This window comes from Ferruginibacter sp. (assembly GCF_028288465.1).
Lineage (GTDB): Bacteria > Bacteroidota > Bacteroidia > Chitinophagales > Chitinophagaceae > Ferruginibacter.
In genome coordinates, this window is sequence record NZ_JAQBNR010000032.1 from 1 (window position 1) to 19876 (window position 19876).

A 19876-nucleotide genomic window follows, 5' to 3' on the forward strand; every position below is an offset into this window, starting at 1 on the left:
TAACTGGTGTGGTAATAAAGGTGCATCAGTAGCAACCACCACTATGATGGAGCCATCACCTTCTTTCCTGTAATGCTGGGGCGGCAACTTCAATTCGTTGTTCAGCGTATCCATCAGCTCTTTTCCCACCGGCACTCCTGCAATGGTCAATGATTTTTTTCTGCCGAAATTGGATTGCACCAATACACCCACCGTATAGCTGGAGTCTTTAATTTTCACTAGTCTTGACGCAGTACCAGTGCCACCTTTAAATCCGAGGCACATCATGCCGGTACCACCACCTACATTCCCTTCTTTGAGAAAACCTGATTTCGCACTGTCCAACGCTTCCCATGCATTGCTTTCTTTTACATGAAAGCCATAAATATCATTCAGAAAGCCATCATAGGTTTCGGCCACCACGGGGTAGGTGTACCAGAAATCTTCTTTATACCAGTGTTTGTTTACAAACCATTTTAAAACCGCATCTCTTACAACACCCACGCTGTTGGTATTGGTGATCATCACCGGCGTTTCTAAAAAGCCTGACTCGGTAACCCAGGTAGTGCCGGTCATTTCCCCATTGCCATTGAGTGTATACCAGTTAGCATACACGGGGTTATTGTTCTTGCCCCTTGGCAGGATGGCCGTAACGCCGGTCCGTACAGGGCCTTTGCCCAATACATTTTTTCCGTTGCCGGAGATGACGGTGCTGTAACCTACTTCAACACCTTTCACATCTGTGATGGCATTGTATTTTCCGGTCACGCCATCAAAGGGAATGCCGATATCTCTTGCTCTTGGTTTTTGCGCATGAGTGCTGACTTGCAGCAAACACAATAGCACCATGGTTATAATATTTTTCATTGTTGTTTATTTAAAAATTCAGTATAATTAATTTAAGTCGCAAAGTCTCTTATGTTTACGTAAGGGTCTATTTTCTTTTTTGTCTTGATACAAAAAAGAAACAAAAAAAATCAAGGCTTCAGAAAAAAAGCTAAAAATTTGAACGATTGCCTAAAATGAAATTAACTCAAACATCAGTATATATCCTGGCTTTTGTGCGACTTACGGGCTAATAGAAAAGCCAGGCATTGGTAACATCAATTTCATTTATTTCATTTCTGTTATTTTTTATTTGTTTCAATGAACCTCCTTTGTCAGTTTCTTAACGGCAACCATTCAAATTTTCTTAACGCTTTTTTTCTGAGGCCGTCAAGGATCATGCGTTTAATATTTATTATCCAATAAAATTTTACTTTTCATTCTTCACCACCTTGCCACCGATCATTACAAATTTTACCCTTTGCAATTCGGTAATGTCTTTTAGTGGATCGCCTTTTACAGCGATGATGTCTGCCAGTTTGCCGACTTCAACCGATCCTATTTCCCTTTCTTTTTTAAGAATTTCTGCATTGGTTTTGGTGGCACAAAGGATTGCCTGCATGGGCGTCATGCCGAGTTGTACATATTCCCCAAACTCCCGGGCAGAGTAGGTAGCAGGCCAGCCAACATAATCGGTACCCAACCCAAACTTCACCCCTTTTTTAATGGCCAGCCGCATGTTAGTGTACATGCCTTCTTTTGTTTTTTTACCTAGTTCCACAGCTTTTTCCAGCGCCTTGCTGTCAGCCAGTTTTTCCTGGAAGTACAACCCGACTGTAAAAGTGGGGATGAGATAAGTACCGTGTTGAATCATCAGGCCCATGGCTTCTTCATCAATGAAAGAACCATGCTCTATGCTTCTTACACCTGCTTTTACCGCCATCTTGATGCCTTCTGTAGCATGGGCGTGCGCCATCACGGGAACGTCCCGCCTTGCCGCTTCTTCTACCGCCGCCTTTAATTCTTCCGGGCTGAAATGTACATTTTTTGGATTGTCGCCCACCGTCATAAACGCACCGGTCACCAGTAATTTTATCCAGTCGCTGCCGTATTTAATTTCATTGCGTACCGCTTTTCTAACCTCTTCGGGTCCATCCACAATCAACCCGTCGGCGGTTATTTTTTGTTCAGGAGAAATAAAATTGATATCGCCACCGCCGCCCGTAACAGAGAGATAATGTGCTGCGCCAAATATATGCGGACCGGTAAACAACCCTTTGTTGATGGCATTGCGCACTTCCATATTGGCGTAGCCTACGTCCGCATCACCCGCCACACGCAAGGTCGTCCAGCCAGCCGAAAGCAGGTCCTGCACATTCTTTAAGCCAAGCAGGGCTTTGGCTGCGGAAGAATTGCGCATGTGCTGTACCTGGTAATCATCTTCCGTGTTATTGGGATGTACATGCAAATCAATGAGGCCGGGTAGCAAAGTATAGTCTCCGAGATTTATGACCGTTGCATCTTTTGGAATATTTTCTTTGCTGGTGATGGCGATGATTTTATTGCTTTCAATAACGATCACCGGGTTGCTGATTACTTTGCCAGTGCCATCTATTAATGTTTTGGCAAGCAACGCCGTTTTTTGTGCCATCACGGAGCAGTACAATAAAACAAGCAGGCCTGAAGTAATAAATTGTTTCATGTCTATTCTTTATCCAGTTTCAAAATGGTTTGCAATAATACGTTGGCGCCATTTGCAATATCGGTCGTTTTGGAGAATTCTTTAGGCGAATGGCTGATACCACCAACGCTCGGGATAAAGATCATACCTACTGGTACGACCAAAGCAATCTCCTGCGAATCATGCCCCGCGCCGCTTTGCATCAGTTTGGTAGTGAAGCCGAGTGCTTTTGCAGATGCGGTGATTTGAGCCTGAATATTTTTATCGGTTAAGGCGGGTTTAGATTCATTGGCCTGGTGCTGAAACGCAATGGTGGTGCCGGACGCAGCGGCAATGGCTGCTGCCCGTTTTTCAATATCATGAAACAACATCCATATTTTATCGTAAGAAAGATCTCTTATTTCCAGGCCCATAGTTGCTTTGCCGGGGATGACATTGTATGCACCCGGCATGGCTGCGATCTTACCAATGGTGCCGACCTGTCTGCCTTTATAACTGTTGATTACTTCATTTACCGCTACGATTAATTTGGCGGAAGCTAGCAGTGCATCATGCCGCATATCCATTGGCGTTGTACCGGCATGGTTCGCAAAGCCGGTGACCGTTACCTCCCAGTGGATGATACCAACAATGCCTTCCACTACACCGATCTGCAATTGTTCTTTATCTAAAATGCCCCCCTGTTCAATGTGCAGTTCTAAAAACGCTTTGATGTCTCCTTTTTTTAATGAGGATGATTGAATGCTATCAGGATTGCCGCCGATGGCTTTTATGCCGGCAGCCATTGTGAGTCCGCTCTGGCTTTTTTGCTTTAATCCTTCAGCAGTCACATGTCCTGCCATGGCCATGCTGCCAATGGTGCCGCCTTCTTCATTGGAAAAGATGATGAGCTCCAGCGGATGATCGGTTACCATATTATTTTCATTGAGTACTTCCATCATTTCCAGTGCTCCGATAGAACCAACACAACCATCATAATTGCCGCCATCCGGCACCATATCAATGTGCGATCCGAAAGCGATGGGTTGCAGCGCTGCATTTTTCCCTTTTCTTTTGCCAATGATATTGCCGGCGTAATCGATATTTACTTCAAGACCCGCCGCTTTCATCAGGTTGATAAACCATGCCCTGCCTTCCTGGTCACCTTTTGTATAGGCTACCCTGTAACCTTTGCCGGTGCTGTCTCTGCCAAATTTGGATAAGTCCGCAAGGCGGCTTTCGATGCGTTGTTCGTTTACTGTAAGTTTTGATTGACAAAATGCAGTGAATGAAAATGAAAACGCCAATGCAGTTAGTAAATATTTCATTTAGATAATTTTGGTTTTTTATTTTGAGTGTGTTTTCCTGCTGGTAAATAATTCTTTACTAAAGACCAGCATATCCGGAGCAACCAATGCAAACACCAGCAAAAACCATAAGAAATGGCCGAAGTCGTTTATGTCGGGATGTTTCATAAAGAGCTGTAAAGGATTGTAAATTCTTGATAACACAAAAACCAGGGTTACACCATAGCTGCGTGCCGCCCACATTTTATGAATGGTTATTTGTCGTTTGGAAGCCGCCAGCCACGCCATTGCTGCCGTGATTGCCCAGACCGTGGCCTGTGTAATATTTTCAAACGCAAATGTGCCGCTGGCACCAGGGATGGGATGATAAATATTCAACAGTATGGCAAATGGCATGGCCGATAAAATAGCGATGATATAAATCTTGCCTAATTTTTTATGCAGTGCCAGGTTGGTCCTGCGGAGTGTGGTGGAGAATTGGAACGGGCCAGTCACCAATGCAATCATCCCTGATATGCCATGCGGAACCAAAATCCATGACATGGATTTGTACCGGGCCAGCTCTGCAGCACCGGCACTCCATAAGTACAAAACTTCCTGTACCACGAGCACATACAGTGATAATATTGCAAGAATTGAAAACAGGAAGACCCTGGGTTTATTAAGTGTAGTTAATTGTAGCATGGTTAGTGTTGTATTGAGTGATTCATAATTGATTGATAAGGTATGTACTAAAAAATGGCTATTTGATTTCGAATAACACCATGTCAACATTACTTTTTTCTGTTGCTGAAAAATAGAAACCAGTTCCGGGTGCTATGTACACATATTTTCCTGCGACTACTTTCTTTGTTTGCTTCTTAGCGTTGTCGTGCAACTCAATGCCGATACCTGTCACCAGTTCGGCAATCATTGGCCCACGGTTGTGAATGATCTGGTTTTTGAAATCAGCCCCTGTCAGGCGGTAGGCGGTTGCCTTTTCATTGTCAAATTCCAGCGGAAAGGGTAAGCGTTTTTTATTGGATGCTGCTGTATTGTATGAAGATAACAACTCAATATCATTCACGTGAAATACTATGCTATCGCTATTACAAACCCTGTGTATGAGTGTATCGGGAGTGAAAGACCGGTACCAGGTGGTACCCGCTTTAGATCGTTCGGCGGTGCTCCACGCCGAGTCTATTATTTGCGAACCTGTGATGGTATTACTCAATATTACAAAGAGCGATGGCGTGGCGTGGATATGAAAGAGGGTAGTATCTCCGGGTGGTAACCAAACATTCAGCAGGCGGATATATTTATTCTGAAAAACGGGATGGTGTCTTGGCTCTTCTCTTACCGGTACCTGCGCTGTTACCGGAAGGGAATAAAAAATCATCCATAACAAAATTGCGGTTGGTCTGTTTTTCATTTTTCTTTTTTTTACAAATAACTCAGCCACCATTTTTCTTTGTGATTGCTTTTATATCGGTCATACCATTTGCATAACGGATACAATAGCACTATTACCAGTATCCAAACCATATAAGTTCCTGCCAGTGAAAAGCCGTAGCCTGTCAGCCAGGGACTGTCTTTTGCACTTTGCATCGTAGTAAAAATCATCTGCGTCCATGGCCTGCCACTTGCAACGACTGCAACAATGGCCAACAGGTGAATGAGAAAAAGGTGGAGGATGTAAAAGAACAATGGTACCCGTCCATACACGATGATGATTTGCCCGAAACGACTCAGCGGTTTTTCCAGCAACACCAACGCAATCAATGCAGGCCCTAAAGTCATCAATGTGTACAGCAGTGATGGCGGGTATTTGGTAACATTTAAAAAAGAACAAATGGTCATGATGAAGGAGGCCTGTACTTTCCAGGGTTGCATATCTCCATATACGTTGATGCCTCTTAACAATACAAAAATTAAAATGGCTGTACTACCAATGACCAACAAATATTTTTTCCTGACGGCTGCATCCATCTCTTTTTTATACAATGCACCAAAGCAATAACCCAGCATCATGGTGCTCAACCACGGAAGCAGCGAATAGCCGGTGGTAACAAAGTGCCCGCCAAAACTGAATCGTTTGCGTTCATGCAGTTCAGCCAATAGAAAATCGGAAAAGCCATTGCCGGTCACATGCATGTTGTCAAATAAATTATGCGAGAATAATATCACCAATCCTGCGGCTAAAATGATTTTCGGTGGCAGATAAATAAGACCACTCATGCATACCATGGAAAGACCGAGTATCCAGATCACCTGCAAACGGAAAGTAGTATAGTGTGGATTGAAATTCCATGCAAAGCTGATCACTGTTACTTCCAGCAGCATCAGCCACAGGCCACGCTTTAGCAAAAATGCGGAGAGTTCCTTTTTTGTTTTTCTTTCACCCACCAGGAAAGCTGAAGTGCCCGCAAGAAACACAAATACCGGCGCACAGAAATGCGTGATCCATCTTGTAAAAAATACGGGTGCATTGGTTTGTGCAAGGTCTGTCGGATCGTACACAAAATTAGCTGCATGAAAATAATCCCGCACATGGTCCAGTGCCATGATGACGATCACGATGCCTCTTAAAAGGTCAATCGATTCAATTCTTTTTTTATTGCTGGTGAAGGGTTGTTGCATCAAAGCTTCTTTAAATAATATTTTTATGATGATTATTTTTTGAATAATTCAAGCAAGGCTGTAGTGCCGATCACAGCACCCAGCGGAATGGCTGCAAGGTCAACCTGGTAGTTGCCGTTGTGGTTATAAAAAGGCGCACTCTTTCCTTCACTCACTGCCTTTGTATACAGGTCGGGCTGTGCAGTGCCTACCCATATATAATCGCACAGGGTTTTATTATTGCCCAATACGAGATGGTTAAAATCTTCAGAACCCATGATAGGAGGCGTGTTGGTAATGATTTTTTCAGGCGCCAGCAGGGGCGTAAGTGCTTTGTTTACTTTGGCAGACAATGCCGGATCATTCACCTGCGGATATACACTGCCCTTCATTAAAATAGCAGGATAGTTTTCTTTGGCTACCCCATTGGCAACAGCAATGCCTTCGTTGATTCTTTTAATGCCATCCAGTAAATCAGTTCTTATTCTTTCGTTAAACCAGCGCAGGTTTAGTTTCACCACTGCAGATGCAGGGATCACATTGTTATCGCCACCAGAATGAATAGCGCCAACGGTCAGCACCGCCACATCCTGCGCTGCAATGCTTCGGCTGATAATGGTTTGATATTGCATCACCGCATTGCAGGCCATTACCACCGGGTCTTTGGTAAGCTCCGGAGTAGAGCCATGCCCGCCAATGCCATAAAAAGTTACATCCAACTGGTCGCTGCCAGCGGCCCTTTCACCGGCACCGTTTTTAATGCTGCCTGTTGCGATAGGAGTTGTATGCAGGCCAAATAAATAATCGGGAACCGGTACACCTTTGTCATACATTTTATCATTGACCATTGCCTTGGCGCCAGTCAATGGTTCTTCTGCAGGTTGCGCCAGCATCACCAGTGTGCCTTTCCATTCACTTTTTATGGTCATCATAATTTTGGCAACTTCCAGCAACCAGGTTACATGGGCGTCATGGCCGCAGGCATGCATAACGGGCACTTCTGTGCCATCCTCCTTCTTCATGGTTTTGGTACTGGAATAGGGCAGGCCTGTAATTTCTTTTACTGAATTACAATCCATATCGGCACGGTACATCACCACCGGGCCAGCGCCATTTTTTAAGATACCCACCACACCTGTTTTGCCAATTCCTGTCATCACTTCATAGCCCAACGTTCTCAGTTCTTTTTCGATGATGGCAGAAGTGCGGACTTCCATAAAACCGAGCTCGGGGTTCTGGTGCAGGTCTTTAAATATTTCCACCAGCCGGCCCGAATCGGCATAGGCCATCTGCTTCACCTGTTTGCTGATTTGTGCACGAAGCACTCCGGTGCTAAAGATCAGGATGGCGAAAAATGTAACGGCGTTTTTATTCACTTGATTGTTTTAAATGATTGAATGTGTTGCGTAAAAATCTGATGGCAAGCCCTATTTGAAATACTCCCAAACCCCGACGGCGGCTTTAAGCCCCGTCGGCGGTTTAATAGAACGTTATTAAAATCGACGGCTCGTTCTCCCAACCGCCGTCAGTCCCGATAGCTATCGGGATTAACCGCTCACGGGGTTGAGTGCGCTATAAATAACTTAACCACCATTTTTCTTTATGCGATTGTTTATAACGATCGTATCGTTTGCAAAGCGGGAACAACGCCACCACCACAAAGGCCCAGACAAGATACACTACGATCAGCGGAAAGCCATATCCCTTCAGGTCTGTATTGAACCAGATGGGTTGCCGCAGCATCCAGTTTTGCCAGGCCACACTGGTAAATAATCCCGATGCAATCATCGCCAGTAAATGAATCAGGTAGATGTGTATGAGGTAAAAAAACATCGGCACCCGGCCGTATATAGAAATGGTGTTTACTACTGCCCCTTGTAATTTTTCCATCCATGCCAGCAATATCAGTGCGCTACCCAGGGTGATTAAAATATACAGGAGCGATGGCGGGTATTTATTGACATTGATAAAAGACAAAAAGGTAAAGAGTGGATTTTTCTGCGTACTCCATGGAACCGGATCACCATACAAGTTGCTGTAGCGGAGTATAACAAAAAGCAGAATAGATAAGCCTCCGGTAATTAGTAATTGCTTTCTTCTTTTGGTGGCGTCGTAGCCGCTGGCATACCATACGCCAAGGCAATACCCCAATGGCATAACCCCAATCCAGGGTACCAGCGGGTAGCCTACCAAAAAAGCTTCTTTATTCCAGTAAAAAAAGTTTTGTTCGTGCAATAGGGCCCAGCCAAATGCAGGCAATGTGTTTCCGGTGATATGTGTTTTGTCAAGCAAATTATGACCTGCTACAATGAGGACACAAATTGGCAAAATAATTTTTACCGGCAGGTGAATCAATGCCGCCAGTACAATCATGCTGACGCCGAGTGCCCATATGGTTACAAACAAAAAATTGGGAAAAAAGATATTAAAGTTCCATCCGAAATTAACGATGATCATTTCAAGAAAGATCAGCCATAGTCCACGTTTTACAAGGAAAACAGACAATTCCTTTTTAGATTTTTTCTGACCAATCAAATAAGCCGATGTGCCGGCGAGCAGCATAAATATGGGTGCACAGAAATGCGTAATCCAGCGGGTAAAAAATATAGCGGCGCTTGTTTTGGAAAGGTCCAGCGGGTTGTATAAAAATGAACTTGCATGAAAGTAATCCCTTACATGGTCAATCGCCATAATGATCATGATTAAGCCTCGCAACAGATCAATTGAATTGATTCGTTTTTGATTAATAGACAAAGATGCTTGCATTGGTATTGTTGGTTGATTGAATAAAAATTTGTTACTTCTATAAATAACTCAGCCACCATTTTTCTTTGTGACTGGTTTTATAGCGGTCATATTTTTTACATAGGGGATACATTACGGCGACGATCGTCAGCCATATCAGGTACACTACCGGCAAACTAAATCCTTCACCGGGAACAATAAAAAGTAAGGGTACCTGCTGCGCTGCTTTCGCGACGTCCTGTATATTGTGCCCCCTTGCAAAAAATACGATCATTGCCAGTACGTGCGCCAAAAAGAAATGAACTACATAATAGAAAAAAGGAACCCTGCCGTAGATCCTCACCACATTGGTAAAGCGGTTCTGTATATCTTCCAGGTAAGCCAGTACAATCAGCGCGGGGCCAATAGTGACGCACATGAATAATAAAGAGGGCGGGTACTTTTGAAGATTGATGAAAGAAAGAAAAGTATCCAGCCAGGTGTTTTGCTTACTCCACGGAAACGGATTACCATAAACGTTGACAAATCTCACTAAAACAAAAAATAAAATAGTCGATACACCTATTCTTAAAAGTATATTTTTACGTTCGTTCGGGCTGTATTTGGAAGAGAAGAAAGTACCGGTGCAATAGCCCAATATCATTAACCCCGTCCAGGGTAAAAATGGATATAACACCAACAGTATATGCCCCGGAGCAAATGGTAATACGCCGCCCGCCCTGTGCAATACGCTGTATAAAAAGCCGGGTTTAAAACCGGGGGCGGCTTCGGGTATATCCAGCAGGTTGTGCCCCAGCACAATTACCAACCCTATTGTCAATATCACAGGGAATGGCAGGAAGATCAATAACCCTAGTATCACCATGCTGATACCAATTGCCCAGATTACTTCCAGGAAAATAATATTGTACAATGGGTTTAATGTGAAAATAAAAGACAGGATAATCGCTTCCGCAATAATGAGCCAAAGCCCTCTCTTGATTAAGAAGGAACTCAATTCTTTTTTGCTTTTTTTAAAGGACTGCAAGTAGCAGGAAAGGCCGGATAGAAATACAAATGTGGGCGCACAAAAATGAGTGATCCACCTGGTAAAAAATAAAACAGGAGATGCTGATGGTACGGCTAAAGGATCACCCGTATTGGCCGCAACATGAAAAAAATCCCTTGTATGATCCAGCGCCATGATGACCATTACAATGCCGCGAAGCACATCAATGGAGTCAATTCTTTTCTGCGATGCAGCAAGTGGCTGTTGCATATTAGTTGGTTTTGGTATTGATTTTTAATCCGTTTTTAAGTTACTTATTTTATTTAGCAATTTGAAAACGGGTGCTTTATTTTTTATAAATCAATTGTTTTGTTATCCGATATTTTTCTTTCTATAAATACCGGGTATTTTTTTATAATACGGTAAGACAGTTGACTGAGGTGTCTGTTATTTGTTATTTAAATTTTCTTACAAAAAACTCAGCGACGGCCCCGTACACCGTAACCGCATTTTCCCATTTCATCCAGTGATGCGTATCATCTGCAATCATGATGGTTTCGTAGGGCACATGCTGCTTTTCCAACCGGTTGATTATATCAACACTTTCATTAAATTGTACGTTGCGGTCATCATCGGCATGTATAATTAATACAGGCGATTTCCAGGTTTTCATGTAAGGAATCGGGGAGGAGAGCCATGCTGTTTTGAGGGCTTTATCAAGGTCGGGCGCTTTCTCATATTTCTCATTATAAGCCGTAAGTAAACCAGAGCGGGATGCCCAGTCATGCACGCCATGAATATCTACGCCGGCTGCGAAAAGTTTAGAATCCTTGGCCAGCGCCATAGCTGTCAGATAGCCACCATAAGAACCGCCATAAATGCCGATTTTTTTGCTGTCAACAAAGGTTTGCTTTTGCAGCCATTCGCCCGCAGCTTTAATATCAAGATACTCTGATGCGCCCGCTTCGCCTGCATTTTTTGCCTGGTGAAATTCATATCCATACCCGATGCCGAGGCGGTAATTTACCGACAAGACCACAAAACCCAGGCTGGCCAGGTATTGGTTGCTTGCGTAGGCATTGCTGTAATAATCGGAGTAGTGCCAGCCCAATAACATTTGTCTTGGCGGGCCGCCATGCACATACACAATGGCCGGCTTTTTACTGATGCCGCCTGCAGGCAAAAATAAATCCACATGCACCATAACTCCATCAGCAGATTTAAAAATGACCTGTGTGGGTGTAATCAATTTTTCCTTGGGAAAATTGGCGGGTATCAATTCTTCACCCAATAATTGAACAGCATTGTCGCTCTTGCTTAATTGCATCACAGCAGGTAACGGTGGCCGCTGTGCTGTTGCGCAGATAAAGGCCAGCGTATTGTTATCATTGATTAATAACGGTGTCCATTCGTTGCCACTGCCATTTGTCAGTACCTGCATATCTGCTTTGTCAACACTTACTTTTGCAGCATGTCTTCTTTCAATATCCATTTGGTTGTTACCGGTATTGGCACTAAACGTAAGGTATTTTTTATCTGCGCTAAGCGTGATATGTTCACACATAAAATTCCCTGACGTCAATAACGTTTCCTTACCACCATCCGCTGCAATAGAGTAGAGGTGCGGCCATCCATCCTGGTATGATAAAAATACTATCCTGTTATTGGCAGCCCAGTGCAGATTGTAACCGCCTTCTGTTGTAGGTACAGAGCCCCGCAATGTTGCGGGAGCTTTCCATAACAGGGTTGCTTTGGCACTTGCAATATCCGCCGTGTAAATACTCCAGGGAATATGCTTTTTCACCAACAGAGAATCGGGTGCACCGCCTGCTCCAGGCCTTCTGATAAACACAATACTTTTATTGTCGGGTGACCAATGAGGTGTTTCATCAAAACTAAAAGAAGGCGCTATCCATTTGATGGGCGTTGCAGCATTGGTATAAATGCCAATGATGGAATGATCGTTACGATAGGCAACAAATAGCAGCTCACTATCGACTGCACTGTATTCCAGCGACCCAACGGTGCCCCTTGTTGTAAATAAATTCCTGCCAGCAGTACTGCCGTCAATCGGTACTGCCCATACCTGGCCACCTTTTGTGAAAGCTACTGTTTTGCTATCGGGTGAAATGATTGGCGCATCACCTTCGGATAAATATTTAGTCTCTCCGCCATCAAATGGAACGCTTGCTACCTGCACATGAAACAGCGATGTTTCAAATGAAGGGTTCAAAGGCAGGCCATGATCCCAGTTGGCACCATGATCGCCACCACGAACAAACACAATCCATTTGCCATCTGGTGAAACAGACAAGCTGGTAATTTCCTGCCCATCATCTTTTGAAAAGCTGGTCAGTTTCCTTGGTTTGAATGCGGGGCCTTCTGCCACATATACATTCCGCTTTCCCTGCTCATCCAACGCCCAGGCTAATTTTGATCCACTCGCAGCAGCGTGCAATTCTGTTGGGAAATTGTAGGCTTTAAAAGCTGCAAAGGGGTTGTTCTGGGCAAGTAGTTGCATGGGTAATAATAACAGGAGGGAAATTTTTTTCATGTATGGTGTTGGGTTTTTTTATTTAAATGCAGACTGGAGCCTGTGAATTGCCTCCATGAATTGCCTCCAGCTTCAGCTGGAGGACAGTTAAGTTAATGTTGTTGGCTTTAGCCAAAATACAATTCTTATTCATCTTTAAATTTTTGAAATCCATATCTTAAAATGAACTCATCATACTCTTGCTGAAATGTTTTTTTCTTATGATGTTCTTCCTGATTTTTTATATAATTTCTCACTGTGTTCAGGGCTGATTCAGAAACTGAAACTGCAAAATATTCATCCTGCCATTCTAATTTTTCTTTAATAAAATTTTGTTTGTTAAACCAAAATGCGGCTTCTCCTTTTATCAGCTGCATTATTTTGCTGATAGTCTGTTCGGTACCCAAAGAAACCAGGCAGTGGCAATGATCAATGTGCCCATTTACAAAATCAATAAAAATACCCTTGGTTTTTCCATTGTCCCTGATGTGTTGCCACACTGCTTCTCTTGTTGTTTTGTTTTCTAAATAAGGCGCCCTGTCTTTTGTACTCCATACAAAGTGGACATACACGCTTACAAACGGCATGTTACTTAATTTTAATTGTTCATTTTTTGGCTAAAGCCAATTTGATTTTATTTTGATCCACAGGCTGAAGCCTGTGGCAATTCACTCATTTTCCAGCGAATAATTTTCTCTTAACACCTGCAGGATGCTATGATTGGTTACAATATAATTATTTAATTGAAGGCTGCGGGTTGAAACAAGCATTTGTTTATAAAACAATACCAGGTTAGCTGCTTCGGCCCTGTCGAGAGAAGGGATATTTAAAATGTTTCTTTTGATGTCCCGGTTATTCTGGCGATAGTGATTGATGACATCCAATACATTGGCAGCGGTATCTGCTTTACGCAATTCGTCTAACCAGCTCCAGTCATAATACTTCAGCATAAAAGGTTTAATGGGACTGGCGAAATACTGGTACTCTTGGTCATTGCGTTGCCGCATATTGTTTATGTTGACACTGATATCGCCTAATAATTTTTGCAAAGCAATACTCTTGAAATAGCGCAGCGAGCCTGAATTCTTTAGCTGGTTCAGAATGCCATCCTTTGGTTCGAATGTATAGGTATTGATCAGGTAAAGACTGGTGGTATAGGCGGGATAAAAAGCTTTAGGAAGATCGGTTAGCGAACTATCCCTAAAATAGTTGCTCAGGTAATCCATGTCCTTTTCTTTATCGAGCCGGTTGCTTAATTTATTTGCAGCCACGGTGGAATCATCTGATAGTTCAGTGTACAGGGCATTGGCGTATTCTTTTTCCCGCTGGTGTTCTATTACATGTTCCAGTTGGTACTCTGCCAGAAAGCCGCAGAACACGGCCAAAAATAACATGAGGAATTCCCATGTATACGTTTTCCAGTTTTTCTTACCTTGGGCGGCATGCGTGTGGTGGTGTACTTCCATTTCTTGTTTTGTTTCAGTATTTTTTATTTCAAGTATTTCTGTTTCTTCTACCGGCAATATTTTATCCTGCCCGATTGCGGGCACCTGTTCCTGATTTTGTTCATCAATTTGTTTTTCTTCACTCATTGTTGCTGCATTTCAATTTGGTTATAATTAGTAAAAGCCAGCTGCCATTTGCTTTGAATATTTTGTCAGATGTGTTATTCATCTGCTATCGTTTTTATTCTTCCCTTATCAACACTCTTTTACCAATTTTAAATTCAGGGTCGCCAATCAGCAATGTATCTTCCTTAAGAATAAAATGACGGGGTTGGTCCGTGCCAATGTAACTCAGTACGGAGCCGCCTTCTACATGATGCGTAACAACCGAATTTTTAGTATCTATAGTGTAAGTGCCAAAATAGCCACAGGCATTATCCAGCAGAACACCTAAGGAAAATTGTTTGATGTATTCTGAATCAGCGCTGACAATGATTGGTTTCTCTGCCGAGATATTCAGGTTCACGATACCACTTTTTGTATAGGTAAAATATCCTTTCGGATGCTCACCATATGGATGAGTAGCTTTGCCTGTAGCGGTATCAAAATCTGTGTACTCAATTAGCCGCCAGGTACCCGCTAAGTTGCTACTACTTGCTATTTGCTTTTCTGCCGGTGCATGAGTGCATGAAATTGCAAGCGACATAATTATGAGCAGCATAATAATTGGTTCTTTTTTCACATTATTTAGTTAAGCAGATGATAATGATAACAAATATTGAGGTCTGGAAAAATTTTAATTAAATCCAACCTTGCCTTTTACCGAGTCAAACAATTTCTTTGAATTATAACCAACACCATTTTTAAATACATACAGCAGCTTGCGGATATCGCTGATATTCTTTGACGGGTCGCCGTCAATCACTAACAGGTCAGCCGATTTCCCAACCTCTATCGTGCCGATTGATTTATCAAAGCCTAATGCAACGGAGCCATTTTGCGTTGCAATTTTAATCCCCTGCAAAGGAGTAAAGCCATCTGCTTCCACCAGTAGTTCTATTGCCCGCCAGTTGCCATAGCCAGCCAACGTTCCGCCTGCCCCCGTGGGATCTGTGCCAACGGTCAGTAAGCCCCCCATTTCGTAAAACATCTTTTCCATCTTAGCTGCATTTGCAAAAGCTTTATTCCAATCAAGATGGCTTGCTGTAGATTTAACCGTTACAAATCTTTGTAAATAATAATCTCTAGTGTCGGGAGACATAGCATTTAATGCCTCCTGGTCAGGCCGTGGTTGAGTGGTAGTATATCCTTCAAATACTGCCAGTGAGGATGTGATGCCCACTTTTTTATCAATTACATATTGAATGAATTGTTGTACGCTATCGCTGCTGATATTCAGGTTACCCAATGATTTAATGGCCACACCGGCGGCGGGGTGTTCATCTTCTTTTTTGCCTGGCACAAAATCAGTGCTGGCAATAAATCCGTGTTCTAAATTATCCATGCCTAATAAAGCTGCTTCACGATACGTAACGATATCGAGATGACCCGTAATTTTCAACTTTCTTTTATGCGCTGCATCAATGGCTGCTTTTAAAATTGGCTTGTCCACGCCCATGTATGCTTTAAAAGAAGTAAAACCCTGGTCGGCCCAATAGTTTACAAATGCTGCTGCTTCTTCCGGTGTTTTATTTTCTTTCATTTGCGGAAAATTGGATGATTTCCCCTGGATATAAGGTGCTGTCAGTTCCATTGACGGGCCCGGTAACAAACCCAGGTCGATGTCTTTTTTTATGCGCAGATCAGAATAAGGTTCAATGCTGCCGCAGGTTCTGATGGTGGTAGCGCCTGCTGCCAGGTACAATCGGGGAAAGGTGAAAGGCAATTGTTTTAAGTGGAGATAGCGGGTGCCGATGTCGTGTGCTGATATATACATGTGCTCATGCAGCATGACCAACCCGGGCATCAATGCTTTGCCATTTAAGTCGATGAGCTTTGCGCCCTTTGGCAGTTGCAGTGTTGCATCCTCACCAATCCATTTAATTTTACCATTGCTGATAATAACGGATTGATGCGGTTTTGCATCATTGCCTTTGCCATCAATCAGCAACGCATTTTTAAACACGGTAACAGAGTCATTGTATTCGATGTATTTTTTTGTTTCATCGCTGAATGTTGTTTGCGGGTAGACAAGCGTGGTAAAAAGACCTACAAGGATTGCGACGAGTATTATTTTTCTCATGATTATGGTATTTGTGTTTGTTTGGCTATAGCCAATTTAGTATTGTTTTTTATCCACAGGCTGAAGCCTGTGGCAATTCAATGCTGAAGGCTGTGGCAATTCAATGCTGAAGGCTGTGGCAATTTAATGTGCGATGCCTGTGGTAATTCAACAGGTTAATTCGATTATTTTTTGTCCTTTAATTACTCTTGTCTTTTTTATCCCTTGCTTTTTGAATTGCCTATTAAGTTGCCTCCATGAATTGCCTCCTTGAATTGCCTCCAGCTTCAGCCGGAGGATAATTTATATAATTGGCTTTAGCCAAAATCTGTTTAGCTTCTTTTAATTAGTGTTGAATGCAGCACTTTAATCTTCCACTTGTTTTGCTTCTTTATTGCAATCACTGTTTCCATCCATTTTACCGAAGCCTGTTTGCCATCTTTTGTAATTTCAGAACTAAGATGGTAAGTTGTCCATGCTACATCTTTGTTAATAGTTGTATTGATAAATTCGAAAGTATTAATGCGCTTAAAATCGGTTGCTGTATTTAATGTAATTGCCCTGTTGATAAGCGTATCCAGGTTCCAGGCCATTCCATATTCATACAGGCTTATATCATCAGCACAATATTGTTTTAAGCTGACAGCGTCCCGGTTGGATAATGCGTCAAATAATTTGGTCACTGTTTGTTGTACGGCCCGCTGGCTTGCCGTTGATTGTGCCTGAAGCAGGGCTGTAAACAAAATCGCAAGTACAAATAGCTGTATTTTTTTCATTGGTAAATCTGTATAACTTTTTAATTCACTTCTTCAGAATGTTTATCAGCCATTATTTTTGAATAGTGACAACGAACCGGTTTCCATTGATTGCCAGTTTTCTTAAAAATCCAGGTTTCCCGGTACCGTTCTTCCACTGTTTTATTATTGGGTAAAGAAAAGATCACTTCATTCAAAACCCCTACTACTGCCATATCGGGAGAGCCGGTAAATTCCACCTCCGATAACTTTCTTGTTCTTGGCCACCAGTTTTTGGTTTCTTTTATTATGGCAATCATTTCTTCCCGGTTAGTGGTTGCGCCATTGTGGTGAATGATTTTCATTGAAGGATCCAACAGCTCATTCAGCTTTTGCAAGTCCCGGTCATCAAAGGATTTAAAGAAGTCTTTTACCATCGTTACCACAACTACCGAATCTGAATTTTTATCGTGGTCAATGTTCTTTACCGTCTGGCTGGTTGCAGCATTTGTAGATCCAATCACTATTACCAGTAATAAGTATACATATTTTTTCATCTTGTTAGTTTAGTAAGTAAATGCTCATGGCGCTAATGTCTTTTTGTAATTTTTCTTACAAATAACTCAACCACCATTTTTCTTTATGCGCTTGTTTATACAACATATATTTTTTGCAAAATGGATACAGCAGTAAAACAACACTGATCCAAACAAGATAGACTACCAAAAGCGGGTATCCATAGGTTAAGAGTCGTTGGCTCTGAAATGCTTTAGCTGTTAAAATCATGTCCTGCCAATGACCGCCTGTAATCACAAGACCTATTAGGGCAAAAACATGAATCACCAACATGTGCATAAAGTAATAGAACAACGGTACGCTTCCAAATACCAAAAAGAAATCAGTGACCTTGTTTTTGGTGTTTTCAAAAGCATATAAAATCAACAGGGCAGGTCCAATCGTAAGGCAGAGAAATAATAACGAAGGCGGATATTTTGTTACCTTAAAAAATGAGAGTATTGTTTTGGTACCGGTATCCTGCACTGACCATGGCACTAAATCACCATACACATTCAAACCCCGTAAAACCAAAAATAAAATAAGCGACCCAAGGCCCAGTCCCAGTAACCATTTTTTGCGGAGTGTTGCATCAAAATCCTTCTGATAAAATGTTCCAAATAAGTATCCCAGTGCCATCAGGCCAATCCAGGGGATGAGTGGATAGTGCAGAAAGATGATATGGCCTGAACCTGATACCAGCACATTCTCATGGTGCAAAACGTCCCAAACGATTGACTGGAAACTGTGTCCCTGCACCACAATGCCATCCAGGGCATTGTGCCCTGCAACCAGCAGCATTCCAACTACTAAAATTATTTTCCGCGGAAGGAAGATCAGGATGGATAGACATATCATGCTGCATCCGATGGCCCATATAACCTGGAAAATATGTAAGCTGTAGGTGACATCAAAAGTCCAGATAAAATTGTTGACCACTGTTTCAAGAAAAATAAGCCAGATGCCCCTGGTAAAAAGAAATTTGAACAGCTGTGTTGTTGATTTATTGCTTCCATAAAGAAACGCAGATGTACCAGACAGGAACACAAAAACAGGCGCACAAAAATTGGTAATAAAACGGGTAAAGAAAAGGATAGGGGTGGTAGTTTTTAAATCTGTCGGGTCACCAAAAATAGAGCCATAGTGAAAATAATCTCTTACATGGTCCAGTGCCATAATAACCATTACTACCCCTCTTAAAATATCAATAGATTCTATTCTTGCTTTTGCAATTGCTTTCATAGTCTTACTGGCTGCTGCTAAGTGTTTTGAAATATTTTATTAATTGTATTTTAAAACTTTTGTGCCATACACAGTCTTATCGATTGTTCTCTGTATAGCTACTTTTACAGTGCCGTCTTTTTGCAATTCAAAAGTTGCTTTAGGATAACCGATTCCCGCTTCAAAGGTGTTATTGCCAATGTATTTCAAAGCAGCCCTTAGTTGCCCGTTACTTTTCATAAAAAGCAAGTCATCATTTTTAAGGAATTCTACTGTATTATTATCTCCCATATCAAAGAGGCCGGTAACCTGTTCGTACACTTTTTTATCCAACGGAATTTCTTTACGCATGGTAACATTAAAGACAACTTCACTTTGGCCCGCTTTGTTGGTAGCAATATCCAGTATCCTGTTTACTGCCTGCGGGGCCGACGCCCATTTATCGGTTTCAACATATTTGCCTCCTTTGAAATAGATTTGAGTGATAAGGTCTTGCTGACCGGGCACTGAAACCCGCATGTGAATGTGCGCAGGTCGCCAGGATGATTCATCTTTAGGATCGGCTTTATAGGGCACGGGCAAAATCGTTGTAAATGCGTATTTGCCATCTGTAGTTGTTTTTTGTCCGCCACGGTAATGGTATGCTTCAGAAGTATTGTCATATACTTCGTTTTCATCGCAATGCCAGATTTCAACCAATGCATTGCTGACCGGCGTTTTACCATCTTCTTTAAAAATGCTTCCCTTTAAAACAACAGGTGTTCCTTTTGAACCCGGCAGGACAAGGTTGGTCTTTAATGGAGCGCCTGGTCTGTAAAACGGACCAAGAATATCAGTAGTTGTTGGCGTGTCGCCTTCATAACTTTTTCCATTCCAGAACAGGCTGCCAAATGCGCTAATGCTTAGCACGGTAATGGATGAATGCTTAATAAATGTTCTGCGTTGCATGGTGGTTGGTTTTGGTTGGTTGTTGAATGTGTTATCGCTATTTTATTCGCCAGGTGTTGTATCAATGTCGTTTACTTAAACATGGCTTTATTTAATTCATTTGTCAATTAAAGCACC

General features: G+C 42.4%; 18 protein-coding genes. All 18 read right to left on the reverse strand.

Going from position 1 to position 19876, the window contains the following annotated elements:
- Positions 1 to 846, reverse strand: an 846-nt coding sequence (locus tag JWR61_RS14130; RefSeq protein ID WP_301928413.1) for a P1 family peptidase, incomplete at its 3' end; no start/stop codon positions are given.
- A 388-nt stretch (positions 847 to 1234) separates the two neighbouring features.
- Positions 1235 to 2506: an amidohydrolase family protein gene (locus JWR61_RS14135; protein ID WP_301928414.1), complete on the reverse strand. Its 1272-nt coding sequence runs from the start codon at positions 2504 to 2506 to the stop codon at positions 1235 to 1237.
- Positions 2507 to 2508: 2 nt separating this feature from the next.
- Positions 2509 to 3792, reverse strand: coding sequence for a M20 family metallo-hydrolase (locus JWR61_RS14140; RefSeq protein WP_301928415.1), 1284 nt, complete (start codon positions 3790 to 3792; stop codon positions 2509 to 2511).
- Between the two features lie 18 nt (positions 3793 to 3810).
- Positions 3811 to 4455, reverse strand: a complete 645-nt coding sequence (locus JWR61_RS14145; RefSeq protein ID WP_301928416.1) for a DUF2306 domain-containing protein — start codon at positions 4453 to 4455, stop codon at positions 3811 to 3813.
- A gap of 58 nt (positions 4456 to 4513) precedes the next feature.
- Complete coding sequence (locus JWR61_RS14150) at positions 4514 to 5182, reverse strand: hypothetical protein (protein ID WP_301928417.1); 669 nt, start codon at positions 5180 to 5182, stop codon at positions 4514 to 4516.
- Between the two features lie 11 nt (positions 5183 to 5193).
- Positions 5194 to 6390, reverse strand: a complete 1197-nt coding sequence (locus JWR61_RS14155) for a DUF1624 domain-containing protein (protein WP_301928418.1) — start codon at positions 6388 to 6390, stop codon at positions 5194 to 5196.
- 32 nt (positions 6391 to 6422) lie between these two features.
- Positions 6423 to 7745, reverse strand: coding sequence for an amidohydrolase (locus JWR61_RS14160; RefSeq protein WP_301928419.1), 1323 nt, complete (start codon positions 7743 to 7745; stop codon positions 6423 to 6425).
- 196 nt (positions 7746 to 7941) lie between these two features.
- A complete protein-coding gene (locus JWR61_RS14165) occupies positions 7942 to 9135 on the reverse strand; it encodes a DUF1624 domain-containing protein (RefSeq protein ID WP_301928420.1) in 1194 nt (397 codons plus the stop codon).
- A 37-nt stretch (positions 9136 to 9172) separates the two neighbouring features.
- On the reverse strand, positions 9173 to 10372 hold the full coding sequence (locus JWR61_RS14170) for a DUF1624 domain-containing protein (RefSeq protein WP_301928421.1): 1200 nt from the start codon (positions 10370 to 10372) through the stop codon (positions 9173 to 9175).
- Positions 10373 to 10556: 184 nt separating this feature from the next.
- Entirely contained in the window at positions 10557 to 12656 is a 2100-nt protein-coding gene (locus tag JWR61_RS14175) for a prolyl oligopeptidase family serine peptidase (protein WP_301928422.1), read from the reverse strand.
- Positions 12657 to 12781: 125 nt separating this feature from the next.
- Positions 12782 to 13222, reverse strand: coding sequence for an IS200/IS605 family transposase (gene tnpA / locus JWR61_RS14180; RefSeq protein ID WP_301928423.1), 441 nt, complete (start codon positions 13220 to 13222; stop codon positions 12782 to 12784).
- Between the two features lie 81 nt (positions 13223 to 13303).
- A complete protein-coding gene (locus tag JWR61_RS14185) occupies positions 13304 to 14227 on the reverse strand; it encodes a hypothetical protein (RefSeq protein ID WP_301928424.1) in 924 nt (307 codons plus the stop codon).
- A 94-nt stretch (positions 14228 to 14321) separates the two neighbouring features.
- Positions 14322 to 14822: a lipocalin-like domain-containing protein gene (locus tag JWR61_RS14190; RefSeq protein WP_301928425.1), complete on the reverse strand. Its 501-nt coding sequence runs from the start codon at positions 14820 to 14822 to the stop codon at positions 14322 to 14324.
- Positions 14823 to 14876: 54 nt separating this feature from the next.
- Complete coding sequence (locus JWR61_RS14195; protein WP_301928426.1) at positions 14877 to 16322, reverse strand: amidohydrolase family protein; 1446 nt, start codon at positions 16320 to 16322, stop codon at positions 14877 to 14879.
- A gap of 311 nt (positions 16323 to 16633) precedes the next feature.
- Positions 16634 to 17077, reverse strand: coding sequence for a nuclear transport factor 2 family protein (locus JWR61_RS14200; RefSeq protein ID WP_301928427.1), 444 nt, complete (start codon positions 17075 to 17077; stop codon positions 16634 to 16636).
- A gap of 20 nt (positions 17078 to 17097) precedes the next feature.
- Positions 17098 to 17592, reverse strand: coding sequence for a nuclear transport factor 2 family protein (locus tag JWR61_RS14205; protein ID WP_301928428.1), 495 nt, complete (start codon positions 17590 to 17592; stop codon positions 17098 to 17100).
- Between the two features lie 55 nt (positions 17593 to 17647).
- Positions 17648 to 18832 (reverse strand): DUF1624 domain-containing protein, encoded by a 1185-nt coding sequence (locus JWR61_RS14210; protein WP_301928429.1) that lies wholly within the window; start codon positions 18830 to 18832, stop codon positions 17648 to 17650.
- 39 nt (positions 18833 to 18871) lie between these two features.
- Entirely contained in the window at positions 18872 to 19759 is an 888-nt protein-coding gene (locus JWR61_RS14215) for a hypothetical protein (RefSeq protein WP_301928430.1), read from the reverse strand.
- Positions 19760 to 19876: the final 117 nt, after the last annotated feature.

What these genes read in the sequence shown, in the direction of transcription:
- JWR61_RS14200 (WP_301928427.1), bottom strand. Translation starts at nt 17,077, where the DNA reads ATGAAAAAAATACAGCTATTTGTACTTGCGATTTTGTTTACAGCCCTG.
- JWR61_RS14175 (WP_301928422.1), bottom strand. Translation starts at nt 12,656, where the DNA reads ATGAAAAAAATTTCCCTCCTGTTATTATTACCCATGCAACTACTTGCC.
- JWR61_RS14165 (WP_301928420.1), bottom strand. Translation starts at nt 9,135, where the DNA reads ATGCAAGCATCTTTGTCTATTAATCAAAAACGAATCAATTCAATTGAT.
- JWR61_RS14170 (WP_301928421.1), bottom strand. Translation starts at nt 10,372, where the DNA reads ATGCAACAGCCACTTGCTGCATCGCAGAAAAGAATTGACTCCATTGAT.
- tnpA (WP_301928423.1), bottom strand. Translation starts at nt 13,222, where the DNA reads ATGCCGTTTGTAAGCGTGTATGTCCACTTTGTATGGAGTACAAAAGAC.
- JWR61_RS14140 (WP_301928415.1), bottom strand. Translation starts at nt 3,792, where the DNA reads ATGAAATATTTACTAACTGCATTGGCGTTTTCATTTTCATTCACTGCA.
- JWR61_RS14210 (WP_301928429.1), bottom strand. Translation starts at nt 18,832, where the DNA reads ATGAAAGCAATTGCAAAAGCAAGAATAGAATCTATTGATATTTTAAGA.
- JWR61_RS14215 (WP_301928430.1), bottom strand. Translation starts at nt 19,759, where the DNA reads ATGCAACGCAGAACATTTATTAAGCATTCATCCATTACCGTGCTAAGC.
- JWR61_RS14195 (WP_301928426.1), bottom strand. Translation starts at nt 16,322, where the DNA reads ATGAGAAAAATAATACTCGTCGCAATCCTTGTAGGTCTTTTTACCACG.
- JWR61_RS14145 (WP_301928416.1), bottom strand. Translation starts at nt 4,455, where the DNA reads ATGCTACAATTAACTACACTTAATAAACCCAGGGTCTTCCTGTTTTCA.
- JWR61_RS14150 (WP_301928417.1), bottom strand. Translation starts at nt 5,182, where the DNA reads ATGAAAAACAGACCAACCGCAATTTTGTTATGGATGATTTTTTATTCC.
- JWR61_RS14205 (WP_301928428.1), bottom strand. Translation starts at nt 17,592, where the DNA reads ATGAAAAAATATGTATACTTATTACTGGTAATAGTGATTGGATCTACA.
- JWR61_RS14185 (WP_301928424.1), bottom strand. Translation starts at nt 14,227, where the DNA reads ATGAGTGAAGAAAAACAAATTGATGAACAAAATCAGGAACAGGTGCCC.
- JWR61_RS14135 (WP_301928414.1), bottom strand. Translation starts at nt 2,506, where the DNA reads ATGAAACAATTTATTACTTCAGGCCTGCTTGTTTTATTGTACTGCTCC.
- JWR61_RS14155 (WP_301928418.1), bottom strand. Translation starts at nt 6,390, where the DNA reads ATGCAACAACCCTTCACCAGCAATAAAAAAAGAATTGAATCGATTGAC.